Annotated in this window: 24 protein-coding genes and 1 pseudogene; 13 read left to right on the top strand and 12 right to left on the bottom strand. The window is 59.6% G+C overall.

Features of this window, described 5'->3' with window-relative positions; translation table 11 throughout:
• The 11 genes and pseudogenes from traG to HY2_RS11720 all read right to left on the bottom strand — a co-directional run.
• On the bottom strand, positions 1-1,285 hold a 1,285-nt coding region (gene traG / locus HY2_RS11765), incomplete at its 3' end, for an IncP-type conjugal transfer protein TraG (RefSeq protein ID WP_034827855.1).
• A gap of 116 nt (positions 1,286-1,401) precedes the next feature.
• Positions 1,402-3,327, bottom strand: coding sequence for a DUF3363 domain-containing protein (locus tag HY2_RS11760; protein ID WP_034827853.1), 1,926 nt, complete (start codon positions 3,325-3,327; stop codon positions 1,402-1,404).
• Between the two features lie 217 nt (positions 3,328-3,544).
• A complete protein-coding gene (locus HY2_RS11755; RefSeq protein ID WP_162173286.1) occupies positions 3,545-4,024 on the bottom strand; it encodes a S26 family signal peptidase in 480 nt (159 codons plus the stop codon).
• Between the two features lie 17 nt (positions 4,025-4,041).
• The gene (locus HY2_RS11750; protein WP_051594965.1) at positions 4,042-4,284 is read right to left on the bottom strand and encodes a helix-turn-helix domain-containing protein; all 243 of its coding nucleotides are present in this window, start codon (positions 4,282-4,284) and stop codon (positions 4,042-4,044) included.
• Positions 4,285-4,462: 178 nt separating this feature from the next.
• The gene (locus tag HY2_RS11745; protein ID WP_034827870.1) at positions 4,463-4,786 is read right to left on the bottom strand and encodes a DUF736 domain-containing protein; all 324 of its coding nucleotides are present in this window, start codon (positions 4,784-4,786) and stop codon (positions 4,463-4,465) included.
• Between the two features lie 448 nt (positions 4,787-5,234).
• Positions 5,235-7,007 (bottom strand): ParB/RepB/Spo0J family partition protein, encoded by a 1,773-nt coding sequence (locus HY2_RS11740; protein WP_051594962.1) that lies wholly within the window; start codon positions 7,005-7,007, stop codon positions 5,235-5,237.
• Positions 7,008-7,054: 47 nt separating this feature from the next.
• On the bottom strand, positions 7,055-7,231 hold the full coding sequence (locus HY2_RS17330; protein WP_155836552.1) for a hypothetical protein: 177 nt from the start codon (positions 7,229-7,231) through the stop codon (positions 7,055-7,057).
• Positions 7,228-8,169, bottom strand: a complete 942-nt coding sequence (locus HY2_RS11735; RefSeq protein ID WP_034827849.1) for an ArdC family protein — start codon at positions 8,167-8,169, stop codon at positions 7,228-7,230. Before HY2_RS11735 ends, HY2_RS17330 begins: the two co-directional genes overlap by 4 nt.
• A 376-nt stretch (positions 8,170-8,545) precedes the next feature.
• The gene (locus HY2_RS16840; RefSeq protein WP_051594961.1) at positions 8,546-9,097 is read right to left on the bottom strand and encodes a methyltransferase family protein; all 552 of its coding nucleotides are present in this window, start codon (positions 9,095-9,097) and stop codon (positions 8,546-8,548) included.
• A gap of 32 nt (positions 9,098-9,129) precedes the next feature.
• Positions 9,130-9,582 carry a methyltransferase family protein gene (locus tag HY2_RS11725; protein ID WP_034827847.1) on the bottom strand — a complete coding sequence of 151 codons (453 nt, stop codon included), beginning with the start codon at positions 9,580-9,582 and terminating at the stop codon, positions 9,130-9,132.
• Positions 9,579-10,224: pseudogene (locus tag HY2_RS11720) on the bottom strand (cation efflux transmembrane domain-containing protein). Before HY2_RS11720 ends, HY2_RS11725 begins: the two are co-directional and overlap by 4 nt.
• Positions 10,225-10,313: 89 nt before the next feature.
• Here HY2_RS11720 and HY2_RS11715 point away from each other — a divergent pair.
• From HY2_RS11715 to HY2_RS11680, 9 genes are all read left to right on the top strand, one after another.
• Entirely contained in the window at positions 10,314-10,754 is a 441-nt protein-coding gene (locus HY2_RS11715) for a MerR family transcriptional regulator (RefSeq protein WP_051594960.1), read from the top strand.
• A 212-nt stretch (positions 10,755-10,966) separates the two neighbouring features.
• Entirely contained in the window at positions 10,967-11,758 is a 792-nt protein-coding gene (locus HY2_RS11710) for a cation efflux transmembrane domain-containing protein (protein ID WP_112061941.1), read from the top strand.
• On the top strand, positions 11,755-12,234 hold the full coding sequence (lspA, locus tag HY2_RS11705; protein ID WP_051594959.1) for a signal peptidase II: 480 nt from the start codon (positions 11,755-11,757) through the stop codon (positions 12,232-12,234). The genes HY2_RS11710 and lspA overlap by 4 nt, the downstream gene beginning before the upstream one ends.
• A gap of 87 nt (positions 12,235-12,321) precedes the next feature.
• Complete coding sequence (locus HY2_RS11700; RefSeq protein ID WP_034827842.1) at positions 12,322-12,759, top strand: hypothetical protein; 438 nt, start codon at positions 12,322-12,324, stop codon at positions 12,757-12,759.
• A 102-nt stretch (positions 12,760-12,861) separates the two neighbouring features.
• Complete coding sequence (locus tag HY2_RS17325) at positions 12,862-13,182, top strand: hypothetical protein (protein ID WP_146617204.1); 321 nt, start codon at positions 12,862-12,864, stop codon at positions 13,180-13,182.
• A 74-nt stretch (positions 13,183-13,256) separates the two neighbouring features.
• Complete coding sequence (locus HY2_RS11695; protein WP_034827840.1) at positions 13,257-14,549, top strand: TolC family protein; 1,293 nt, start codon at positions 13,257-13,259, stop codon at positions 14,547-14,549.
• On the top strand, positions 14,546-15,880 hold the full coding sequence (locus HY2_RS11690) for an efflux RND transporter periplasmic adaptor subunit (protein ID WP_034827838.1): 1,335 nt from the start codon (positions 14,546-14,548) through the stop codon (positions 15,878-15,880). Before HY2_RS11695 ends, HY2_RS11690 begins: the two co-directional genes overlap by 4 nt.
• 10 nt (positions 15,881-15,890) lie before the next feature.
• Complete coding sequence (locus HY2_RS11685) at positions 15,891-19,016, top strand: efflux RND transporter permease subunit (RefSeq protein WP_034827860.1); 3,126 nt, start codon at positions 15,891-15,893, stop codon at positions 19,014-19,016.
• 55 nt (positions 19,017-19,071) lie between these two features.
• Entirely contained in the window at positions 19,072-21,081 is a 2,010-nt protein-coding gene (locus HY2_RS11680) for a heavy metal translocating P-type ATPase (RefSeq protein ID WP_034827836.1), read from the top strand.
• A 362-nt stretch (positions 21,082-21,443) separates the two neighbouring features.
• On the opposite strand, the gene HY2_RS11670 is transcribed toward HY2_RS11680, so the two are convergent.
• Positions 21,444-22,295, bottom strand: coding sequence for a DNA -binding domain-containing protein (locus HY2_RS11670; RefSeq protein ID WP_034827835.1), 852 nt, complete (start codon positions 22,293-22,295; stop codon positions 21,444-21,446).
• A gap of 315 nt (positions 22,296-22,610) precedes the next feature.
• Here HY2_RS11670 and trbB point away from each other — a divergent pair, with 315 nt between their 5' ends.
• From trbB to HY2_RS11650, 4 genes are all read left to right on the top strand, one after another.
• Positions 22,611-23,606 (top strand): P-type conjugative transfer ATPase TrbB, encoded by a 996-nt coding sequence (gene trbB, locus HY2_RS11665; RefSeq protein WP_034827834.1) that lies wholly within the window; start codon positions 22,611-22,613, stop codon positions 23,604-23,606.
• Entirely contained in the window at positions 23,603-23,938 is a 336-nt protein-coding gene (locus HY2_RS11660) for a TrbC/VirB2 family type IV secretion system protein (RefSeq protein WP_034827833.1), read from the top strand. Before trbB ends, HY2_RS11660 begins: the two co-directional genes overlap by 4 nt.
• Positions 23,938-24,192 (top strand): VirB3 family type IV secretion system protein, encoded by a 255-nt coding sequence (locus tag HY2_RS11655; RefSeq protein ID WP_034827831.1) that lies wholly within the window; start codon positions 23,938-23,940, stop codon positions 24,190-24,192. The genes HY2_RS11660 and HY2_RS11655 overlap by 1 nt, the downstream gene beginning before the upstream one ends.
• A partial coding sequence (locus tag HY2_RS11650; RefSeq protein WP_034827828.1) for a hypothetical protein occupies positions 24,186-24,389 on the top strand: 204 nt, incomplete at its 3' end. The genes HY2_RS11655 and HY2_RS11650, both read left to right, overlap by 7 nt.

The raw sequence follows: 24,389 nt of genomic DNA, 5'->3' as shown, positions 1-24,389 counted from the left end.
TGCCATAGCCCGCCATGAAGGCGAGCGCGCTCTCGAAGAAGTCGAGCCGCCCAAGCGCCGGAAACTCGTCCAGCATGAGCAGAAGCTGCCTCTGTCCCTTGTCCGGAAGCTGTTCTGTCAGCCTGCGTCCGATCTGATTGAGGATGAGCCGGATCAGTGGCTTGGTGCGCGACAGGTCCGAGGGCGGAACGACGAGATAGAGCGACAGGGGCTCACCGGCCCCGACAAGATCCTCGATGCGCCAGTCCGAACTGGCCGTCACTTCGGCAATGACCGGATCGCGATAGAGCGACAGAAAGCTCATCGCGGTGGAAAGAACGCCGGAACGCTCATTCTCCGACTTGTTCAGAAGTTCCCGCGCCGCCTGCGCCACGATGGGATGAACGCCGCGCTCCCCCAGATGCGGCGTTGTCATCATGGCGCGCAGCGTGACAGCGAAAGAGCGCTTCGGATCGGACAGGAACCGCGCGCACCCCGACAAGGTCTTGTCCGCTTCGGCATAGAGCACATGCAGGATAACGCCGACGAGCAAAGCGTGCCCGGTCTTTTCCCAATGATTGCGCCGCTCTAGCGAGCCTTCGGGATCAACGAGAATGTCGGCAATGTTCTGGACGTCGCGCACCTCGTGTTCGCCGCGCCGGACCGCCATCAGCGGATTGTAACGGGGAGATTTCCCGTCGGTCGGATCGAACCGCACGCAGCGCGAGAACCCCGCGCGCCAGCCGGAGGTCAGGTCCCAGTTCTCGCCCTTGATATCATGAATGACCGCGCTGCCGGTCCAGGAGAGGAGCGTCGGCACAACGAGCCCAACGCCCTTGCCGGATCGGGTTGGCGCAAAGGCCATCACATGCTCGGGTCCGGCATGGCGCAGATACCGCCCGCGCCAGCGCCCAAGGAACACGCCGTCCTCTCCCAGAAGCCCCGCGCGTTTGAGGTCTGCACCATTGGCCCAGCGCGCCGATCCATAAGTGGTGACGTTGCGCTCATGGCGGCTGCGCAGGACCGAACCTACAATCGCCGCAAGAAATCCGAGCGCCGAACCGGAAACGGCGATCAGGCCGCCCCGCGCGAAGACCTCCGGCGCATAAGCCTCATAGGCATACCACCACTGGAAAAGCCGCCAGGGTTTGTAGACCGGCGCGTCGCCGACGAAGAACCAGGGCGCGCCGAGCGCAGGCTGGAAGCCCAGAGCCTCTGCCGTCATCTGAGTGGCGAGCCAGACCGCCCCGATGATGAGCGCAAACACCACCGCGATCTGGCCGATGAGGATTTTCGTGCCGGTCATGGCGGGTCCTTCCGGGAGCAGGTTTTGTAGGCTCCCAGAATGGTCGCGCGCGGGCGGGTGCGCCCAGCCGCAAAGCGCGCCAAAGCGCGCAACGCCCTGCAAAGGCGTGCAAGGAGTCAGCGCGACAAGCCCCGTGCTCGCTCCATGCCGAGGCTCCAGGAGAGGCCCCGCGCTGTTCGCTGGATGCTCAGCTCACGGCCGATCTGTCGACCGAGCGCCTCGCGCCAGGGCACGAGGGTGAACTCCTTGGCATTGCCGACAATTGCCATGCGTCCGGCCCCGAGATCGACATGGCCTTCGAGCGTGCCTTCGAACCCGTCGCCGGGCTGAACCGTGACTGCTTCACGGCTGGTGTGCGCCGCAATCGCGGCGCTGGCGCGTGTCAGCTCCATGACCCGAAGACGTGCACGCTGATCGTCTGACAGGCGGTCCTGCCCCTCGCCAAGGTAGCCTTGCTCACGGAGCCATGCCTGTCGCTGTGCCCGGAGCGTGCCGATCTGCGTTTCGGCTGGCGCTTCCGCATCTGTCGACCGATCGAGCCAGGTCTCACCTCGAAAGCGAACCTGCTCTTCGGCTGGCACCCAGGACAGGACAGCAAGTCGGACCCCGCCTGCGCGCTGCGCCTCATGCGCCGCCGCCCGCTCCAGAAAATCCTCGCCAATATGCCATTCGCCGGTGGCAAGCCGCGCACCGATCCCGGCCCGGCGCAGGGCTTCGAGCCTGCGTTTCAGGGAGAGCCGGTAATCCGATTTCGAGCCCGGATCGTGGCGGGCATGCAGCTCCTGCGACCAGACGCCGCCCGCAGCCTCCGCGACCGCCGCAATGGCCCGGTCGGAGGGGCGCGCCATGGCGCTTGCCCGCCTCAGCTCCACCACTGCGCCTTCAACAGGCGGCGCCGCCATGTCGACCGCGCCTGCCGGGACATGCCATATCCGGCCATCAAAATCCTCGACCAGCAGAAAGCGCGTGTCGCGCAGCTCATCCTCGGGACCATAGGCCTTCACAAGTCCCCGGATCGGGTCAGCACCGAGCTTCAGCTCCTCGATGAAGGATACGGCCCGTCCCTGTCGCGTGTATTCCGCCGCGAGCGTGCGGATGATGTCGCCCCGCCGGGCCTCGCGTTTGAGTCTGTCCTGCCAGCCGGACTTCATCTCGAAAACCCGCTCATCGAGCCGCCTTGCAAGGCCGAGGGATTCCAGATGCCGCAGCCGCCTCAGCTTCACCGCGCGGTCGAACCGCGCCGCGCTGCCGCTCGCGACATCAAGCTCGATGCGCCCGCCCTCAAGCGCCGCCTCGATCTCGCGATCAAGCCCGGTCCAGCGGTCCTGGCTAACCTCGCTCTCACGCGCCTGCGCAATCTCCAGCGCCCGCCTCGGACCGAGCCGCTGCGTGAGAAGGTCCTCGGCGGTTTCGCGAAGGCCGTTCATCAAATAGTCGCGGGCGATCACCACATCGCGCATGCGCGCATCGCGTCCGCGAATGACGATATGAGTGTGCGGATGCCCTGTATTGTGATGATCGACGGCGACCCAGTCGAGACGCCTGCCGAGGTCACGCTCCATCTGCGCCATGAGTTCTCGGGTGGCGCTTTTCAGATCGCCGAGGCGCGCGCCGTCTTCCGGTGAGACGATGATACGGAACTGGTGCCGGTCCTGCTCGCTGCGCTCAAGGAAACCCCGCGCATCGACGCTGTCGCTCTCCCGATCATAGAGCACGCCGCCTTCGCCGTACCTGTCCACACCGTCGCGTTGGAGATAGCCAAGATGGGCACGGTAAAGGCCGGACCCGGAGCGCCCGCCGCGCGCGATATGAACCTTCACCACGACGCGGCGCATATGCAGGCGTGAAAGACGCCCGGTCTTGAGCCCGCGCGTGCCGGCGGCGCGACCTGCTCCGGAACGCGCGCCTGTGAAGCTTGCCCGCGTCGCCTTGGGCAGCTTCGCAATCGCCCGGCGCAGCTTGCGTGAGGCCCGCCGTCCTGAGCCTCTTCCCTGATCGCCGATCCGCCCGAGGCGCGGGGTAAAGGGCGTCTCCTCGCTCATAGTGCGGCCTCCGGCCCGTGCACCCGAAAAACCCTCGATAAATCTGAGACTTGCCGGAAACCCGTGCACCGCAATGTTGTGCAAAGGGTTCCAAAAAAGAGATGTGCAGACAAGGCGTTAGGTGGCATGTGGTGCCACAGCTTCAATCTCGCCCTACCGGGTTCGCTTTTGATTACCTTGCATGTGCTTGTATCGCTTTGCATCCGCTTGCAGCCTGTCAGGCCCTGACTCTGAATAAGGGGATGGCGACGCCATCGAGATCTGATTGGTTTGTAGGGCCGAAATATCGGCCATCAAGCGACGCCGGATGCGGCGTCAGCAGGAAAACTTCATCGCTCTGAAGCCGGATGCAGCCGTCCCAGACAGGCAGGTTTCGGCCACTGGAATCGACCGTCAGCGCTTGCGCCGCAACTTCATTATTGATCAGAATATCGCGTTCGGTCCGGCAGATTTCATCGCCGGTAACTCCGGCAATCTGTTTCAAAAGCGGCCAGTCTTCGCCGACAAACCCATGTTGCTGAGCCCAGGTCGCTTGCATGCTCTGGCTGGAGACGACGACCCATCGGCCATGGGTGAAGGGCGCGTCGCTCAGCCAGTAAAGCCCTGTCGGGGCACTCGCCGTGCGGTTCCAGATCAGGCGGTCGGCAGGATCGAAAACCAAACCGAACAGGACAAGACCAGCGGCCAATCCGGTCATCCAGAGCGTGCGCGTCTTCATTCCGGTTTCTGCAGACGTTCGGAGGTCGACGCATAGGAATTGCGTTCTGACCAGCGGATGAGATCGGGCTTCGGATAGAACACCCGCGCGCCATGTTTGCGGTAAATCGGCCCTCGTCCTTCGCAGCGATAATGGTCAAGGGTTGAGCGTTTCAGCCTTAGAAACTCTGCCGCTTCCTCAACGCTTAAAAGCTCCGGCCAGCCATCATCGCGGCGCTCATTTCGTCTGTTTTTTGTCATTATACGCAGTGTCCTTTCATCGCTTTCAAGACGAAAGGATTGGTGGAGATTGCGGGTTTTTGCAGAGGGAAAATACGCCGTCAGCATTTTTCCCCGGCGTTTTAACCAAGGAAGACGCATAAAAAAAACCGCCCCGGAGTCAGTCTCCGGGGCGGCGTCTTGGGTATTGTTTCGGCGTCTAACCCTGTGGGTTCCAGAGGATGACGTGACGGCCATTTGTGTCTTTGACCGGGGCCAGGTTCGCATAGATTTTGCGCGGGCCGATCATCGGGTCTGCGAGGGTGAGTGAGACATATTCCCGGCCCGAAGACTTCGCGGTGCGGACCCATCCGCCGCCGATATCTGAGCCTTTCTCTCCGGCATAGACCCTGAAATCGGGCTGTTTGTCGGCGGTCTTTTCGTCATTCTTGACGATGCGGATCGGCGTGTTGAGGCTCATCATGGCGAGTGCGCCTTCAAAGCCTGTGTCTGTTTCGCTGACATATCCAAGTGCGTTAGCCATTTTCATATCTCCTTTTGGCTTTGTCGCGGGAGCCCCGATGGCTCCGTTGACGCTGACCGAAAAGGGACGGCCGGCGGCGGGTCTGAACCCGGATGGGGCGCAGCGAAGCGGAGCACCGCCCGGCGGCTGAAATTTGTTTCGCGGTGAATGCGCGTTCGGTCTTCTTCAGACCGAACCGCAGAGGAAATTTCTGGCGATGGGCGGTTTCATGGCCCGCAGGCGGTCGTCCAGGTCAGGCAAGGAAACGGGGCCGCTCGGGGCGTCTTTCGTGCAGGGCAAAAGGTGTCTGGAACTGGCGGCCACGGCCTATCTGTCGGGGACAGACAGGGCAACTTGTAAGGAAACATCCATGTTGAGTCGTATCTTTCCATCCGCGTTACGAACAGGAAAAGACCGCCCGGCAAGATAAGCCGGACGGTCTCAAACCATGCCGCTGACGGGAGGCGTGTCAGGCGGCGATGGCTGTCTCCGTCTCCGGGTTTTCGGGTGAGGCTGTATCATCACTGCCCTCGAACAGACCCCTGACGGTTTCCCACGCTTCGGCGGGCGGACAGGACGCGCCGTCAAGATAAGAGGATGGCGTCTGACGCATCCAGCGGGGCCGCCAGTCCGGGTCGGGGTCGCACCCGTGCCCGGCGATCCGGTTGCGGATAACCGATTTCTGGGCCTTCCCCGTGTCGGTCAGCACCGACCGCGCGGTGGATGGCGAGGCAATCTCGGCGACCATTTCATTGATGACGCGCTTGTCGCGCAGCAGGTCAAAGAACGCTTCATCGGGCGACCAGAGCGCGGCGAAGTCGATGCCCGTCACATGCGCGGCGGCTTCCACAGCATTTGAACCCGCCTGCAAGATCTCTCCCATTGCGACGGCGAGAATGTGCAAGACTTCTTCATCGCTGAGCGCCAGAAGCCGGGCGAAGGTTTCGCAAGGGTCGGCGCGAAAAGCATTCTCCGCCACCAGCGAACCGTCTTGGTCATCCTGCCCAATCAGCGCTTTCGCCTTGGCGCGATGCGCCGCGAATTTTGCCTCGCCTGCCGAAGCCGCGAGGCTTTCCGCTGTTGCCTCTTTCCGTGTGCGCTGGCCTTCCACATCCACCCGCCAGTTATCCGAGCGCGTGACAAGATGGGCGACGGCAAGGCGCAGCGCGACGCCGGGCGCATCGCAGAGGCTTGCCCTGACAGCAGCGTGGCGGTGCAAGGCGACATACTCTGCCAAGGGGCCGGACATTTCCGGTTTTGGGGCAGGCTTGCCGTCTTCGCGATCGCCGCCCCGGCCAAGGATGCGCTCGATTTTCTCGATGTCCTTTGAAGGCAAATAGCCTTCATGGGCGGTGACAGAGCCGTCATGGCGGGTCTCTATATAGACCTTGCCGCCCTCTTTCCGGCTGCGCTTGCCATGCTCCCAGCTAAGAAAATGCGCGCCGCGCTCCAGCACAACGACTTCCGTCCAGCCTTCATTCCGGTAGCGCTCGGCTAGCGCGGCGATGGCGTCATTCTGCTTCGTCCAGAACAGGTCGGCGTCCCCGAAAATGGCGGTCTCGCCGAACAGGTCGGTCAGAACAGTGCCGTCATAGGTGCCTAAGTCGAACAGCGCCTTGTCGGTCGTGATACGCCCGCCGCCTGTCAGCCAGTCTTTCAGCTGCTCCCCGCGCGGGGCGTAGTCATCGTCAGATTGCAGGCGTTTCAACCATTCTTCTTGCTGCTCTTGGGTGGCGAGCGTCAGGGCGTAAAGCGTCCGCTTGTCGATCACTTCGGCCCGATACAGCGTCTTCACATCATCGGTGAGCGCGGTTAGCGCCAGCACCCGGCGCACCATCAATTCGGTGACGCCAAACCGCTCGGCAATCGCAGTGACGGTCTCACCCTTTGAAGCGAGCCGGGCAAAGACTTCATATTGCTGAAACTCGTCGGCAGGCAGATGGGTGGTGTTCTCGACTAAGGTCGCTTCCAGCGCGGCGATGTCATCGCCGGATTGCATCACAAGACAAGGCGCTATTTGCGCCTTGTCTGTTTCCTTGGCGAGGCGTTTGAGCGCAAAGAAACGGCGGCGTCCGGCGACGACGCCGAACTTCTTGCCTTCCTTGCGCACCAGCATGGTCTGCAACACGCCGCGCGATTTAATCGACGGATAGATATCGGAAATGTCCGGCGCTTTGCGCCCGTGGCGCATATTGAGCCGGGACACTTTCATGTCGGTGATGGGGATATGTTTTAACTGCATGGCGTTGCCTCCTTCATGATGTGCAGTTTTGAGGGATGCCCCGCGCGTCAGCGCACGGGGCGGTTTTCAAGCCAGAGGCGGTAGGCGCGATGCGCCGCCCCCTCGCTCTCGAAAATGTGGAAACAGCCGCAGACCAGCACGGCCCATGCGCCAATGTCCTGAACGTCAAGCGATGCAAGGGCGGCATCGAGTCGGCTGATGCGAAAGGGCGGATAAATCTTCACGCCGCCGCCTCCATCGCCGAGGCGGTCCTATCCGGCTCCAGCGCGGCAAAGGCGAGAATGTAATCAGCGGCTTTCGATGCGAGGGACGCTGCGCGGAAGATGGCGCGCTTGTCTTCGCGCAGCACCTCCAGCCAAGAGGCGATATAGTCGGTATGCCGCACGGTCGGGATGATGGACTGATCCGCGCAAATGAACGCGCTGGCGAGTTCGGCCACTAATTCCTCGCGGGCGTAATCCTTGGTGCCGAATGCGCCCTTTAAGTCGCGGGCGAGGCGTGAGGGATGCCCTGTCCAGTGGCCCAGCTCGTGAAAGCAAGTGCGGTAATAATTGATCTGGTCAAAGAAAGCAGGCTGCGGCGGAACCTGAATGAAATCCTTGGACGGCAAATAAAAAGCGCGGTCGCCGCCAATCCTGAAATCCGCGCCCGTCGCTGTAATCAGCGCTTCGGCGCGGGGGATAATCTCGCGCTCCGGCAAGTCGGGCGCGTTGGCGGTCAGGTCTTCGGGCAGGCCGTCGCACTGGTCTGCATTGAACACGGTATAGCGTTTGAGAAACGGCACCGTGCCCGGCGACTCGCCCGTCTCGCGCACACGTTCCCGTTCGGCTTTCGGGGTGAAGCGGTCGGCATAAACAACCGTCGTGCCGCGCTCGCCTTTGCGAACACACCCGCCAAGTGACAGCGCCTGTTTGAAGGTCAGCCATGTCTGACAGGAACGGCTTTGCTCAATCGCCGCGCCCCATAAAAGCAGAATATTGATTCCGGAATAGCGCCTGCCCGTCGCGCCATTCTCGGGCAAGCCAAGCGGAGTAGCCCCCTCCACCCCGCCCCAAGGCTGCACCCAAGGCGCGCGCCCCTGTTCCAGTTCCGCGATGATGTTATCCGTGACCTCTGAATAAAGGTCTTTCCGCGTGTTTCGTTGTCTGCGGCGCTGCGCCATCTCTGCCTCCTCTGACCCCCGCTTTTTTCCCGCAAGGCGGGGGCGGTGAGAGGCCGCTGGCCAGATGGCGTCAGGCGTGAGCGGAAGGGGTCAGGTAGGAGGCCGCAGGCACATAGACGATCTTCAAGACGCCGCCCCCCTTCCGGGAGCGCCGCCATCTGGCATGCGCGCCTCCGCCCCCGCCTGAGAGGGAAAAAAGAAGCAAACATGCCGGCGCGCCAGCGCCGACCGAATCCTTCACAACACTGCTTAAAAACTGCGCCAGGGATGAAAGCCCGAAGGGCCGGGACGGCGCGCAGCGATGGCCTGGTTCACGCCAGCCCGGCCGGCGAAGGCCGGGGCGCCCTTTCCTTGGTCGAACAGCCGAACACCGCCCTCAGAAAAAACGCCGCGTTCGCTGCTTATAGGCGCGATACTCATCCCCATACTGGCGTTCCAGCCAGGGCTCCTCTATCCTCGGAGCGAGCCAGTACATCGCTGCCCATAAAGACAGCAGAAACGTTACGCGCAGATCGTTCAAGATGATCCCCCAGCCCAGCAGACCAAGCCAGGTCACGACATAGATCGGGTTGCGGCTGAAACGGAACCAGCCATCTGTCACCAGCCCCCGCGCTTCGCCGAAGGCATTGCGCCATCCCATCTGGATTGAGATCCAGAAGGCAAGGCCAATTCCCGTGACCGCCAGCACGCCGCCGACACCTTGCCGGGCCATGGCCCCCGCATCCTCCGCCGGCTCAAAAACGAGGATGGAGAGCGCAACAAGCGGGTATAGAAACAAACGAAAAAAGGCCCAGAACGTCCGGTATTGCCAGCTCCGTTTTTCCGGAGGCGGAAAAAACTGAAAATCGCGTCGGAACAGCGATACCGCACACAGCGAAAAGATCGCTGCCGCTCCGGACACTGACAATCCGAACGCCAGCCATTCCATCCATAGGGGTGTATTGAACACAGGCGCGCCTCCTAAATCCATCGCCGCGTGCGGATACGGTAGGCGTCAAACGCTTCACCGAATCTCGCCTGCAGCGCGCGCTCTTCCGGTTTGATCTGAAACTCAGTCATCAGCCAGACAAAGAGAATTGGAGCTACGAAAGCGGACAAATTGCCCATCAGAAACGCGCCGCCTGTCAGAATGGCCGCCATGGCCAAATACATCGGATTGCGGCTGATGCGGTAAAGCCCTGTGGTGACCAGCGTGGCAGCCTCTTCAGGGGCGAGCGGATTGACGGTTGTGCGGGCGCGGATGAATGCGCCGAGCGCGAGCGCCAGAATGGCCATGCCAGCAGCGATGAAAAGCAACGCCGCCGCAGAACGCCACACGCCTTCGAACGCCAGAAAAGGCGTGACAGAGGACAGTCCCCAGCCGATCGCACCGCAGATCAGGACCTGAACAAGAGGTGGAATGCGCAGGCTCATGAGGACGATTCGACCGGAGTCGCATGCGACGCGCCGGTTGTGTTCAGTTCCCGCAGGGCCTGCAGCGTGATGGCGCTCGCCGATTTCAGGAACAGGCCCGCCAGAAGGGCGGCGACAAGCAGGTCCGGCCAGGCCGTTCCGGTCAGCGCGACAACCCCGCCAGCGACGATCACGCCGACATTGCCGATGGCGTCATTGCGCGAGCAGAGCCAGACCGAACGCACATTGCTGTCGCCGTCGCGCCAGCGCAGCAGTATCAGCACGCTCGCGACATTGGCGGACAGTGCCAGAAAGCCGACCACTCCCATGGTTGCGGCTTCCGGCGGCGCGCCGTTCATGACCCTCAACACGGTCATGCCGAGGACGGCGATCGCGATCGCTGCGAGCGAGGCGCCTTTGATCAGCGATGCAAGCGCCCGCGTCCTCAGGCTCGCCCCGATAACGAAGAGGCTGAGCGCGTAGGTCGCCGTATCGCCTGCGAAGTCGAGTGCGTCGGCTTTGAGGGCCTGAGAGCCCGACATTATCCCCGCCGTCATTTCAAACAAAGAACATGACCGCATTGATGGCGATGACGGCCATCAGAGCCCGCTTATAAGCAGGCGAAACCCCATCAAATGTTTTGTCCTCACAGCAACCCGACATCTTCTAATCCTATTCCCCATTGACGATTCTCGAAGAAACCCTACAGTCTACAGCGACTATAGAGGCAAGACTTTTCTTTGGAGCCCGGAATGACGCAGATGACCATTGGTCGTTTATCGAAAGCGGCGGGCGTGAAAGTGACAACCATACGCTATTATGAATCGATTGATTTGATGGGCGAGCCGGACCGAAGTTCGAGCGGCCAACGGCTATATGGCGATGAGGCCGTGCAGCGTTTGTCGTTCATACGGCATGCCCGTGATCTTGGTTTTCCGATGGAGGCCGTTCGTGAAATGATTGATCTGCAAACTCAGCCGGATCAGGATTGCACGGCCGTGGACGCGATAGCCCGTGAACAGCTTGCAGATGTGCGCAAACGCCTGACGCAGCTTGAAGCGCTTGAGGCGGAGCTCAAACGGATGATTACGTGCTGCGAGGGCGGCCGGGTTGACACGTGTCGGATCATTTCAACGCTCAATGATCATAGCGAATGCATCGCAGATGCGCATGAGCGGCTTTCGACCTTTTGAGCAAACCGCTTGACCCTACAGTGACTGTAGATGGTAATTCTCTTCCATTATTGAAAGCACCTCCCGATAAATTTGGATGGGCGAGACTGAATGGAACAACGACAAAGCATACGTGTAGTCTCTCAATTGAGAGCATTGTCATGAGCAAAACATCTACCTCCCCAACAGCAGGCTCCGACACTTCGCTCCCGTTTCGTTACCGGGTATCAGGAATGGATTGCGCGCGAGATGCTGCCGAAATCGAACGGGCGGCTCAATCGGCTGGTGTCGCCCCAAAAGCCGTCAAAGTTTCGGCTGCGACACATATTATGACGCTATGGGTTTCAGAGTCCCAACTTCCAGAAATCGAACTTGGCGTCGCCAAAACCGGTTACGGCTTCGAGAGAATTGCGCCAGGCGATGATGGCCCCGCCGCCTCACAAACCCAAAAGAATCCGGAGTATTTACGCGCCCTTTGGATCGTAATTTTCCTGAACGTTGGTTATGGAATTGTGGAAATGATCGCGGGTTTTTTCGCCGGTTCACAGGCGTTAAAAGCTGATGCGTTAGATTTTGTCGGTGATGGTCTCATTACATTCCTCGGCGTGCTCGCAATCGGCTGGAGTCTTGCCTGGCGCGCTCGTTCAGCCATGATTCAAGGCGTATTCCTAGCTTTGCTTGGCTTCGGCGTACTCGCGAATACGGTGTGGCGTCTTCTTAATCAAACGATACCTGACGCTGCCCTGATGGGCATGTTCGGGCTCATCGCGCTCGTCATAAATGTCATCGCCGTCTTACCGCTACTCCCTCACCGAAAAGGCGACGCTAATGTCCGCGCGGTTTGGTTGTTTTCACGTAATGACGCCATCGGGAACGCGGCCGTAATTGTGGCAGCAGGTTTGGTCGCCTGGCTCGGTCACGGTTGGCCCGATCTCGTGGTTGCAGTCGGGATCGCCGGGCTATTCCTGCATTCTGCATGGGCAATAATTCGCGATGCACGCAACGACCTCAGAGCCGCAATATGACCATTCAGAAGATTGGATTCATCATTGGTCTGGGCGTTCTGGCGATAGATCAACTCACTAAAGCACTTATCCTCAATATTGATGCCCTGGATAACGGTGTGACGGTCCTTCCATTCTTCAACATTGTGCGGCTCAAGAACAATGGTATCAGCTTTGGTCTTCTAGGCAGCCTGCCTCCCTGGCTCCTTACTCTAGCCGCTCTATCGATCGTCGCGGTTTTATTCTATTGGTTATGGCGCACCGCTGATCGCCAGATCGCAACCGCACTCGGGCTGATTACAGGTGGAGCACTCGGAAACATAGTCGATCGCGTGCGACATGGAGCGGTGACCGATTTTTTAGATTTTCACATCAATAACTACCACTGGCCCGCGTTCAACTTCGCCGATAGCGCGATTGTCTGCGGTGTCGGCTTACTGTTGATCTCTGAGTTACTCACGAAGCCACGACGGACGGATAATGCTGAACAAAAATAGCGGCTGATTAATCTGGCCCATGCTTAATAGTTGTCGATGTAAGAATTCGCTTGCCCCTACAGCCACTGTAGGGGCTATAAAACCGACATGATCAAATTCGATTCACTTCGCGTTGGCCTCGCAATGGCCGCCTCAGCGCTCGTAGCAAGCTGCGCCAGCTTTGCCGATCCGCTCACTGAGACGCTACAACCGCTCGGGGCCTGGGCCAGCGGGACCGACGGTGACGCCTGTGAAACCGCTCCGATTACTTATTTTTCATCGGATGGGGTCGTGCTTGTCCTCCTCAGCGCCAAAGGGCCGGTCCATGCGATTGGCAGTTGGGACCGCAACGGCGACGTGCTGGCCATGACGCATAATGACTTTCCGCTCGATCCCAGCGGGCAATCAAAACCCGCTGTTGAACTCAGTATTATGACATTGGACGCTGATAGATTTGTCACCCGAAATGCCAAGGGCGATATTCGGGAACGCATTAAATGCAGCGAGATTGCGATAAAGACGGGTCATGACACTGAGCCGCACTAAATAAATGAATAGATTTAATGATTTTGACAATGAAATTGGATAGTCGTTGAGCGAATGAAAATTGTAACCGTCATATGCACCGCCAGGTTTTGGCTTGCGCTCATGTTGAGCGTGACCCTTGGTATGGGTGCAACGGCGGCCGATATTCATCCTGTGGACGCTGAAGAGATTGCCTGTATGACCGCAGACGCTGAAGCGCATCATGCCGCCGAAATCGGTGACACTGAAAATGATGATAGTGAGCAGCGTCCGGCCCACAAACATCATACTCATAGCTGCGGGCCATGCCATTTGCATATGGTGGGTATGAACAGCCTGACCTTCTCTTACGCTTTATCAGCTACATCGGGGCTTCGCCCCGGCGCAGACCAGCACGTTCCGCGCGCTGGTCCTCACGGTCTTTATCGTCCTCCGCGTGCCTAACCTGACTCTCTGAATCCGCGCCTTTTGCGCGTGGGTTTGATGTCGATTCAGGTTATCACAAGGAAGAATATCCCATGCCAAAATTCAAACAGGGCGCACTCTGCGTCCTGATCGCGGCTGCCTTTGCAGGCACAGCGGTCGCGGCCCCGTGCAACGGGCCAACAGGCAGCGCGCCGACCATCGTGCCCGATGCGCCGCTAACCCTCACTATGGCGCTCATGCAAATCCGTCATGCGTCCCCGGATGTCCGCCGGGCCGCACTGGAGACGCGCGCCAGCGCAGCCGAAGCCGATCAGGCTGGGCGCCGTCTTAATCCGTCAATCGGACTGGAAATTGAAAACTTCTCAGGCACCGGACCGCTCAACGGGTTTGACCAAACCGAAACCACGCTCGCCATTGAGCAGACATTCCAGCTTGGAGGTAAAAGAGCCAAGCGCGAGCGTGCCGCGCGGGCGCGGGCAGCGCTCGCCGACGCCGAATGCCGCGTCATATTAAGAGAGACCGAGCTAGAAGCAGCGCTGCTCTATCATGACCTGATCGCCGCGACAGAACTCGCAGCGCTGGCACGGGAGTCGGCGGATCTCGCCGTGTCTTTGGCTGAAACCGTTGCGAAACGTGTTGAGGCCGGCGCGGCCGCCCCGCCGGAGCGCTCGCGCGCCGAGGCAGATGCGGCTGCACTCAAAGCCGCCGCACTTGCCGCAGACGCTGAAATTGATCAACGCCGCTATGAACTCGCCGCGCTTTGGGGAAGCTCAACGCCGGTTTTTGCGCCCCCGCGCGCCATATTGTCTGATGAAAGTGAAATACTCTCAAAGACGCGCGGGCTTGACGAGCACCCGGCGCTCGCCGCGGCTAAAGCTGGAGCAACAGCCCGCGACGCTGAGCAGGACGCCGCCCGCGCGGCCGGTATTCCTGATGTCACGGTTAGTGCGGGCGTTCGCCAATTTGAAGAGACCGGCGACAATGCGCTCCTGGTCGGGGTCACCGTGCCGATTCCGCTTTTTGACCGTAACCGCGACGCCGCTCGCGCAGCGGGTTATCGCGCCGATGCCGAACGTATCAGCGCCGTCGCCGTTGAGGCCAGATTGCGGTCGCAGCAACAGGCCGCCGCCGCGCGGGTGCGCGCCGCCGAGGCCCGGCTGACGCTACTCGAACAGGAGGCGCTACCTGCGGCCCGTTCCGCCTACGACGCATCTGTTGAAGGCTACGCGGCAGGCCGGTTTGACCTCACATCAACGCTCGATACCCGTAAAGGGCTGATCGAGGCAGGCGTCAGCGTAATTGACGCGCGGCGTACCCTTAATGCGGACCTCATGCGTCTCAAAAGCCTGATCGGTGCCGCCCCGTTTAATGGAGACTTCCAATGAAACAGACACATATTTTGCCAACGACCATGATGGTTCTGGCCGTGATTTTGGCGGGATGCGGCAATGCAACCCCGGATACAAATCGGGTCGCTAGCGAAACCTCCGCCGCGACCGCTGATCACGATGATCACGATGATCATGCCGAAGAAAAAGCGGATCACGATGACCATGGCGAGACCGATCAAGATGATGAGCATGACGATCATGCGGAAAGTGACGGCGAGCCTGACGGCCATGATGATCATAGTGAATCCGAAGGCGACGTTGTAAAACTAACCCAGGACGCGGCCACTGAGGCCGGTATTGAAACAGCAATTGTTGCAGAGGGGGCGATTGCGCAATCTCTCAGCCTTCCGGCCGAAATCCGCTTTGACGCTGATCGTGTTGCCAATGTCTCGCCCAAGGTCAGCGGCGTAATTGGCAAACTCTATGCGAGCGAAGGGGATCACGTGGCACGCGGCGATACGCTGGCGCTGATCAAGAGCCGTGAACTCGCAGGTCTGAAAGCCGCTTGGCTCACGGCGGAAACGCGCAAAGCTCTGGCCAGTCAGGCGCTGGCCCGCGAGGAAAAACTGTTTGCGGACAAGATCACCTCGGAAGCCGATTTGCAAGCCGCGCGGGCGGAATTTGAAGCTGCGAAAGCCGATAGTGACGCGGCTGAAAATGAGCTCCATGCCGCAGGTGTCAGTCATGCCGCACTGGAGCGCATTTCCACGGCGGCTGACGGCGATAATGCCAATGCCTATCTGACAGCGCCGATTGCCGGAACGGTGGTGCGCCGCACGGTCATGCTGGGCGAAACGGTCTCAGCCGGGGATGCCGGCGCTGATCCGCTGTTCACCCTTGTCGACGATAGTGTCGTCTGGGCGGATATTGCCGTTTACAAACAGGACATCGCCCGCATTCGCGTCGGCGCTCCTGTCGCGCTAAAAACCGACAGCGGTGAAATCCTTGCGCAGTCCACAATTGCCTTTGTCTTGCCGGTCATCAGCGAAACGTCACGCACCGCGACGGCCCGCGTGATCGTTGACAACCCGGATGGCACACTGCGACCTGGTCAGTATGTCACGGCCGATCTCAGTGTTGGCACATCTGAGCAGGTTTTGCGCGTACCGGAAGCAGCCATTCAATTGGTTGAAGACAGACCTTCCGTGTTCGTCCCTGTCGAGGGCGGCTATGCACCGCGCGCAGTGATGACAGGCACCAAATCCGGCGGGTTTGTGGAAATCCGCTCCGGCCTAATGGCGGGTGAGGCAGTCGTGACAGACGGTGCCTTCACCCTCAAAGCTCAACTCGAAAAAGACGCCTTTGGCGATGGCCACGGCCACTAGGACATTTGATATGATAAATTTAATGCACCGTATCGCCGGAGGGCGGCTGCTCGCCGCCATCGCGGCGCTCGCCATGACCCTTGGCGGATTATTCGCGTTCAAGGCGCTACCCGTTGACGCCTTTCCCGATGTGACACCCTCACTCGTTCAGGTCTTCACAGAAACCGAAGGCCTCGCCCCAGAAGAGGTGGAGCGCTACGTGACCTATCCAATCGAGACCGCCATGTCCGGCTTGCCAAAGCTAGACCATATGCGCTCGGTCTCAAACTTTGGACTGTCCGTCGTTAACATCTATTTTGAAGACGGCACGGATGTCTATTTTGCGCGCCAGGTTGTTGGTGAACGCCTCGCCGAAGCGCGCGGCAATATCCCCGATGGCTTTGGTGACCCGCAAATGGGGCCGATTTCAACAGGTCTAGGGATTATTCTCTATTTCCGTCTCGAAGATGAGACCGGCGCGCGCGATCTTGTAGAAATGCGCGAAATCCAGGACTGGATCATCAAATACCAGCTTCAGACTGTGCCCGGCGTCACCGAAGTGCTGTCACTTGGCGGTTATGAAAAGCAGTATCAGGTCAGGCTCGATCCGGACGCGCTATTGGCTTACGACATCCAGATTGGTGATGTGATGACCGCCCTTGAGCGCGGCAACAAGACCGAAGGCGCACAATTTCTCGAAATCGGGGCCGAGCAATATACGGTCCGCGGCGTCGGACTGGCGCGATCGGTTGAAGATCTTGCGGAAATTGTCGTCAATGTCGATGATGGCCGCCCCGTGCGGGTACGCGACCTCGGTGAAATCATTGTCGGCGGCGGGGTACGCCAGGGCCTGGCCACCGCCAATGGCGAAGGTGAAGTGGTCGCGGGACTGGTGCTCAAACTCTATGGCGCCAATACGTCCGATGTGATTGCGCGCGTTCAGACACGCTTTGAGGAAATCAACAAAAACCTGCCGGAAGGCGTCAACGCCGTGCCCTATTATGATCAGGGAACACTGGTCAACAAAGCTGCCGCCACGGTGACAACGGCGCTGTGGCAGGGCGCGCTACTCGTCGCACTGGTCGTTTTCGTCTTTCTGGGCGGCTGGCGTCCAAGCCTGGTTGTTGTCCTTTCTATTCCATTTTCCGTGGGCTTTGCCTTCATCGCGATGCAATGGCTCGGCATCAGTGCCAACCTCATGTCGCTGGGCGGCGTGGCCATTGCCATTGGCATGATGGTGGATGGGGCTATCGTCATCGCAGAAAATGTCGACCGGGGATTCCGGGAAAGCGATCCGTCTGTCGATCAGAGAGATGTTGTGGCGCGCTCGGCTGCGGAAGTCATAGCGCCGCTAATTGCGGCCGTTGCGGTGGTGATCGTCGTCTTTCTGCCGCTTTTCTCGCTGCAAGGCGTGGAAGGTAAAACCTTCCGGCCTCTGGCAGCCTCCGCGGCGCTCGCCATGACGGGGTCATTGTTCTACGCCGCGCTGATTGCGCCATCGCTCGCAAATGGGGTCATGCGTCGGAGCAAAAAGCCGCGTGAGGACCGTCCGGGATGGATTGCCCGCACGGTCAGCCAAGCCGCCGGATTCTTCGTTCGCCAGCGTTTGGCGGCGATTGCTCTGGCCGCCATCCTCCTCGTAGCGGGCGGACTGGCCGGATCGCGCCTCGGGTCTGAATTTACTCCTTCGCTTGAAGAAGGTGATGTTCTACTCCGCGTGACCATGGCACCATCTATCTCTTTGACAGAAGCGGCGGAAACGACCACCCGCGTTGAGAAAAGGCTTCTGACGGCCTTTCCGGAAATCAAGTCTATCGTGACCCGAATCGGTCGCGGTGAGGTCGGGGCCCACGCCGACCCGACCAATAGTGCGGAAGCTTTTGTTGAACTCAATCCGAGGTCGGAGTGGCGCAAAGGCTTGTCGCCGGAGAACTTGCGCACAGCGATATCGGAAAATCTCGAAGGTGTGCCCGGTATTGTCGTCAATATCGGTCAACCTATCGCGATGTCTGTTGATGAGCTTTTGACCGGGACGCGCGCAGAACTTGCCGTGAAAATTTTCGGGCCGGACAGTGATGTCCTGTTGAAAAAGTCACAAGAGCTACAGGCCATCTTGCAACAGGTCGATGGGGCAGCTGAAGTTCAGGCTGACCAGATTACAGGGGCGCCACAACTCGTGGTGCGTGTCGATCGCGCGGCCCTCGGGCGGTATGGTCTCGATGTTGAGGACGCGCTTGACGCCTTGCGGACCTCGGTCGGCGGCGCAGAAGCCGGCGCTCTGTTTGAAGGCGTTCGGCAATTCCCGATCGTCGTGCGGTTTCATGAAGAGAGCCGCGATACAGCCGAAGCCATCCGCCGTTTGGTGCTGGAATCGCCGACCGGCGCACGTGTCACGCTGGAAAGCGTGGCCACTATCGAGACCGTGATTGGTCCGCGCCAGATCACGCGAGAGGATGGCGAGCGCTTTATCACTGTCCAATCCAATGTGCGGGGCCGTGACATCGGGTCTTTTGTAACGGAGGCGCAAGCTCTGACGGACGCCAATCTTGACCTGCCTGCAGGCTACCGCGTTGTCTGGGGCGGTCAGTTTGAATTGCAGCAACAGGCCAATGCTCGGTTCGCAGTTGTGATACCAATCACGCTCGGCATTGTATTGCTGATCCTGCTACTGACATTCGGACGGCTTAAATCGGCAATTCTCATACTGCTGAACATCCCCCTGGCGTTAACCGGAGGCGCGCTCGCACTCTGGATTACAGGCCTGCCTGTCTCGGTTCCCGCGACGGTTGGTTTCATCGCGTTGTTTGGTATCGCACTTGGCAACGGGATGGTCCTGGTGAGCTTCATGGATGATTTCGCCCGCGCCGGGCGGGACCGGGATGCGCTCGCAATCGATGCGGCTGGGATGCGCGCCAGACCCGTTCTGATGACGGCGATGACAACCGCTTTGGGACTTGCGCCCTTGCTGTTTGCGACTGGCGTCGGCGCCGAAGTACAGCGGCCTCTGGCAACTGTCGTCACAGGCGGGCTTGTCTCTTCAACTCTGCTGACGCTGCTCGTGATGCCGGCATTGCATCGGTGGTTCTCGCCAAAACCTGACTCGCATCATTCGCTACTGGAAACACGGCACAACCCCGAAACTGTGCCAGCGGAATAAATCACTCCGCCTTGGCGGTGTAATCCGCCAAGGCGTCACTTTTTTGGAGACGCTTATGTCACCCCCGAAACACTCAAATCATGATCATGACACTGACAGTCATGGTCATGACCATGGCGATGTCATTAGCCGTATAGTGGGCCCGCGCGCGGAAATCATCTTTGCCGGGCTAGCTGGACTTTGCCTGCTGGCAGGCTGGCTCGGACCCAAACTTGGGTTTCTACCGGACCCCATCGGATTTGGCTTCCTGCTCGCGGCTTACTTTTTCGGCGGTTATTTCGTGCTGCGTGAGGCCATGGGTAAAATACTCAAAGGCCAGTTTCAGATCGACTTTCTGATGCTGGTGGCTGCTACGGGCGCCGCCATTCTCGGCGAATGGGCGGAAGGTGCTTTTCTTCTCTTCCTGTTTGCCATTGGCCATGCCCTTGAAAACTATGCCATGGCCCGGGCGCGCAATGCGATTTCGGCTTTGTCGGATCTCACTCCGGATGAGGCGCTTGTCCGTAGGGGTGAGACGACAGAAACCATTGCGATTGACGAGTTAGTTGTCGGCGATGTCGTTGTGGTGCGTTCCAATGAGCGCTTGCCAGCCGACGGATTTGTGGTCAGCGGACAAAGCGCCGTCAATCAGGCGCCCATTACAGGCGAAAGCGCGCCCGTAGACAAAAGACCCGTGGCTGACCGCGAAAAGGCAGCTGCTAATCCTGACGCGCTGAAGGCCGAAAGCCGCGTGTTCGCGGGGTCAATCAATGGGTCCGGCAGTCTTGATATAGAAGTGACCAAATTGTCGGGCGAGACGACGCTGGCCCGCGTTGTCACCATGGTGAGCGAGGCTGAAACACGCCAGTCACCGACCCAGAGTTTTACCAAAAAGTTCGAGCGAATATTTGTGCCGTGCGTCATTGTTCTGGCGGTTGTTACGTCGCTGGCCTTCCTTGTTTTGGACGAGACGGCTTCCGAAAGCTTCTACCGAGCCATGGCTGTATTGGTGGCGGCAAGCCCCTGCGCGCTGGCCATTGCAACCCCAAGCGCCATTCTCTCCGGCGTGGCCCGCGCCGCGCGCGGCGGCGTGTTGATCAAGGGCGGCGCGCCGCTTGAGGCGCTCGGACGGCTCGACGCCATCGCCTTTGACAAAACAGGCACACTGACGGAGGGCGAGCCGCGCCTAGTGGATATTGTGCCTTTCGGCGATGTCGATGAAGACACTTTGCTCAGGGTTAGCGCCGCTGTTGAAACGCTGAGTGATCATCCGCTGGCCGAGGCCGTGGTGCGCGATGCGAAAACGCGCCTCGGATCAATCCCCGACAGCGCAACTGATTTTACGAGCATAACCGGTCGCGGTGTTTCCGCCATGTATGATGGCCAGATTGTGCATATCGGCAAATCGGCCTTGTTTGATGAGGTGGACGGCAAGCCAGTGCCCGAGGACTTGGCAGAGCGCGTCAATTCGCTGTCGGCCGATGGCCGCACAACGATGATTGTGCGCCATGGTGAGCGCTATCTGGGCGTAATCGGTCTGATGGACACGCCGCGCGAGGCCGCGAAAAGCGTCATAGCGCGGCTGCGCGACATCGGTGTGACCCGCATGATGATGATTTCGGGCGATAATCAGAATGTGGCAGATGCTGTCGCGCGAGACGTTGGGCTGGACGAGGCCTTCGGCGATCTCATGCCCGATGACAAAGTCACCAAGATCAAATCGCTCAAGCAAGGCCGCGGCGTCGCTATGGTTGGGGACGGCGTCAATGATGCGCCTGCCATGGCTAATGCGACTGTCGGTATTGCCATGGGAGCGGCGGGCTCAGACGTTGCGCTTGAGACCGCTGACATTGCCCTCATGGCTGATGATCTTGAAACGCTGCCATTTGCCGTCGGATTGAGCCGGGCGACCAGTCGCATTATCCGGCAAAATCTTTGGGCGAGCCTCGGCATCGTCGCCTTTCTTATTCCCGCGACGCTTTTCGGTCTCGGGATCGGGCCCGCTGTCCTCATTCACGAAGGTTCAACTTTGATCGTCGTGTTCAACGCTTTGCGACTACTTGCGTTCCAGGATCGCGAACATTGATGAAACTGAGGATCTTCTGGTGCCGAATTCAATCAAACGCCCGGGTGCCGCCAGCGCGGCTCAGTGTTTCTGACTAAAACTGAAAAGCAATCATTCACAAAAGGAGTCTACGTATGTCGATGAATAATTTGCGGAACTTGTTCATTACGGGGACCTTAGCCGCCTCGCTCGCGGGATGCGCGTCGGCCCCAAAAGCTTTCCAACCATTAGATGTCATCGAAGCTGAAGCAGTTCGTGCCGAGTGCGGACTGATCCCACCGGCTTCCAGGCTCAAGAGCGGCGGAGACTTCAGGCGACGGGCATATCAGACCTGCAAGAGCGACGTTCTAAGAGAGCTTGCCCGCAATGAGTGAAGACTTCACTCATGCGGCACGCTGATTAAACCCCAGCTGTGCGCCGAGAAGTTCAACCAGATAGCCGCCATCCCGCAGCCCCTCCGCCTTTTTGATAATGTAGCGGATGGCGTCCCGCATGGTGCCGGTTTCATCGCTCCACTCGGCATCGACGGCCGCTTTACCGTTGAGAACAATGGCGATTTCGCGCCGTGACATGCCAAGCTCAAGACAATCGAGGGCGACCAAACCGTCACGCAGGATTTGCGTGGTTTTGGTCCAGAGCGGCGCCTCGGGCACGCTGCCTTCCTCGATCAGGGCAAGTGCGGCTTTCTGCGCTTTCAGTTTGCGCTCATAGGCTTTGAGATCAGAGATGGTCAGTTTCATCCGAACAGGTTCGAGCCCCAGAATCGAAACGCCGGTGCAGCGCACCTGCACGACGCAGCCCTTGCCGCGGATCAGAAGAAATTCGCGGGCCTGCAAATCGGTAATGTGGGTGATTTGGCAAATTGGAACCGTGCTGTCCCAGATATCACAGCTTTCGCCCGGCGCCCGTGGTGAGCAGTTCACTTCCACCTGATCGGGAAACACATGCTTGTTCCAGACCGCATCGGCTTCAAACCCATTAAGGTCTGGATCGGGCATGAACATAAGGCCCCAGCGGTGAGCGAGGCGCTGCGGGTTGCGGGGCTTCAAGAGACGAATATCGGCGCAAGGCGCTTTCATTTCAGATACATCGTCGTCCGACCGCGCCTCTGCATCGCGTCTGAGGTCGGGATTGCGCCTTGCATATTCCCATGCCCAGCGATCAGGCGACAGGCGAGAAAGGTAATCGTAGCGCGCCAGGACGCCCTCTGAACTCAAGGTAAAAGTCTTCATCATCAGCTCCCTTCACAGGGGAATTCAGCAAGATGAGTGCCAACCTGAAATTGAAGACTGAATTCATACGCGCAGATTACTTAATGCATGAACAGCATCTTACGGGAATAATTTGAGCATCTGATCACTATTCAAACTCTCCTCATGAGGGATTTTTACAGTCGCAACCTGTAGCAATAGTTACAGGTTCGCGTTTGCATTCATCTGCAGCAGGTCGCGGGGCGTTGCTGGATATGGCCCGCAGTCCCACTCCCCGAAAATCGCATGGGCTGTCAGGCTTTGGTCACTCGGAAACGTGAGTGACAGGAGCCTTATGAAATGGACAAGCCCGCGCACCAAAGCGAAACAGAAGACCGTCGCAGCGCAATGCTGCGCACCGCGTTCTGTTCTGTGGTGCGCGAAGCGCTGGAAGCGCCAGATACGATCGAAATCATGGCCAATCCGGACGGCTCTGTCTGGATAGAAACAACAGGTATCGGGGTCGTCGTCTCTGATCACAGGCTCGCGCCATCAGACCGCGAGCGCGTTATTCGCCTCGTCGCCTCCGGCGTGGGAGAAGCCGCAAACCGTAATTCCCCCATCGTCTCTGCAGAACTCCCCGGCAGCGGCGAGCGGTTTGAAGGGCTCCTCCCACCTGTCTCAACAAGTCCATGTTTTTCAATCCGCAAGCCTGCGACAACGCCTTTCAAACTCGCTGATTATGTCGACCAGGGCGCGCTGGCGCCGGCAATAATGACAGCGCTCAAGGCTGCGGTTTCCACGCACGACAACATTCTGATCGCGGGTGGCACATCATCCGGCAAAACAACCTTTACAAACGCCCTGCTGACCGAGCCCTCCCTGCACGATGATCGCATTGTCATCCTCGAAGATACACGCGAGCTGAAATGCACCGCGCCGAATACCGTCCAGCTGCGGACCCATCGCGGCGCCACAAACCTGCAGGACCTTGTGCGCTCGACCCTCCGCCTGCGGCCTGACCGGATCATTGTGGGCGAGGTGCGCGGGGCCGAAGCGCTCGATCTCCTGAAGGCGTGGAACACAGGCCATCCGGGCGGGATTACAACCCTTCATGCAAACTCCGCACACGGCGCGCTCCAGCGACTTGAGCAGCTGACGCTGGAAGCAACGCCCCGCGCGCCCTTCGATCTCATCGCCGAGGCCATCGACGTGGTCGTGTTCATGAGCCGCGCAGGCGGCCAGCGCCGCGTCGAGGAAGCGCTCCGCGTCACCGGCTTCAATGGCGAGGGCTATGACACCGCCCCGCTTGTCTCCCGCTCTTTGTCCCTCGTCCAACATGGAGAAACTCTATGACGCTCTACAACACATTCAGCGCCGTGAACCGGACGGCTCAGGTCGCGGCTCTCATCGGCATCGGTCTATTGCTCGCAGGTCCAGCGCACGCGGCCGGTTCCGGCATGCCCTGGGAAGGCCCGCTGGATCAGATCCTGCAATCCATCGAAGGCCCGGTCGCCCGGATTGTGGCGGTCATCATCATCACGCTGACCGGTCTGACCTTGGCTTTCGGAGAGACCAGCGGCGGCATGCGCAAACTGATCCAGATTGTGTTCGGTCTGTCCATCGCCTTCGCCGCGACATCCTTCTTCCTGACCTTCTTCTCCTTCGGCGGCGGAGCGCTCGTCTAATGGCTGAAGGCTATGAAATCCCGCTTCATCGCTCGCTGACGGAGCCGATCCTGATGGCGGGCGCGCCGCGCAGCGCAGCCATCGCCATCGGAACGCTGGCCGCCGCCCTCGCGCTCGGTCTCCGGCTTTGGATACCGGGGCTCTGCCTCTGGGTACTTGGCCATTCCGCCGCCGTCTTCATGGCGCGAAGCGATCCGGATTTCATGGCCGTCGCCAGTCGCTCGACGCGGCACAAGGAGAACATGACATGCTGAACCTCAAGGAATATGCAGACTCCCCTACGCTGCTGGCCGATTATCTGCCATGGGCTGCAATCGTCGCGCCCGGTATCGTCCTCAACAAGGACGGATCGTTTCAGACGACGTTCAAGTATCGCGGCCCTGACCTTGAAAGCTCGACGCAAGAAGAACTCGTCTCGGCCATGGCGCGGGTCAATAATGTGCTGCGCCGG

Origin of the sequence: Hyphomonas pacifica, assembly GCF_000682675.1 — a bacterium.
GTDB classification, from domain to species: Bacteria; Pseudomonadota; Alphaproteobacteria; order Caulobacterales; family Hyphomonadaceae; genus Hyphomonas; species Hyphomonas pacifica.
The sequence above is the reverse complement of the archived record's forward strand: the minus strand, read 5'-3'. Positions and strand labels throughout refer to the sequence as shown.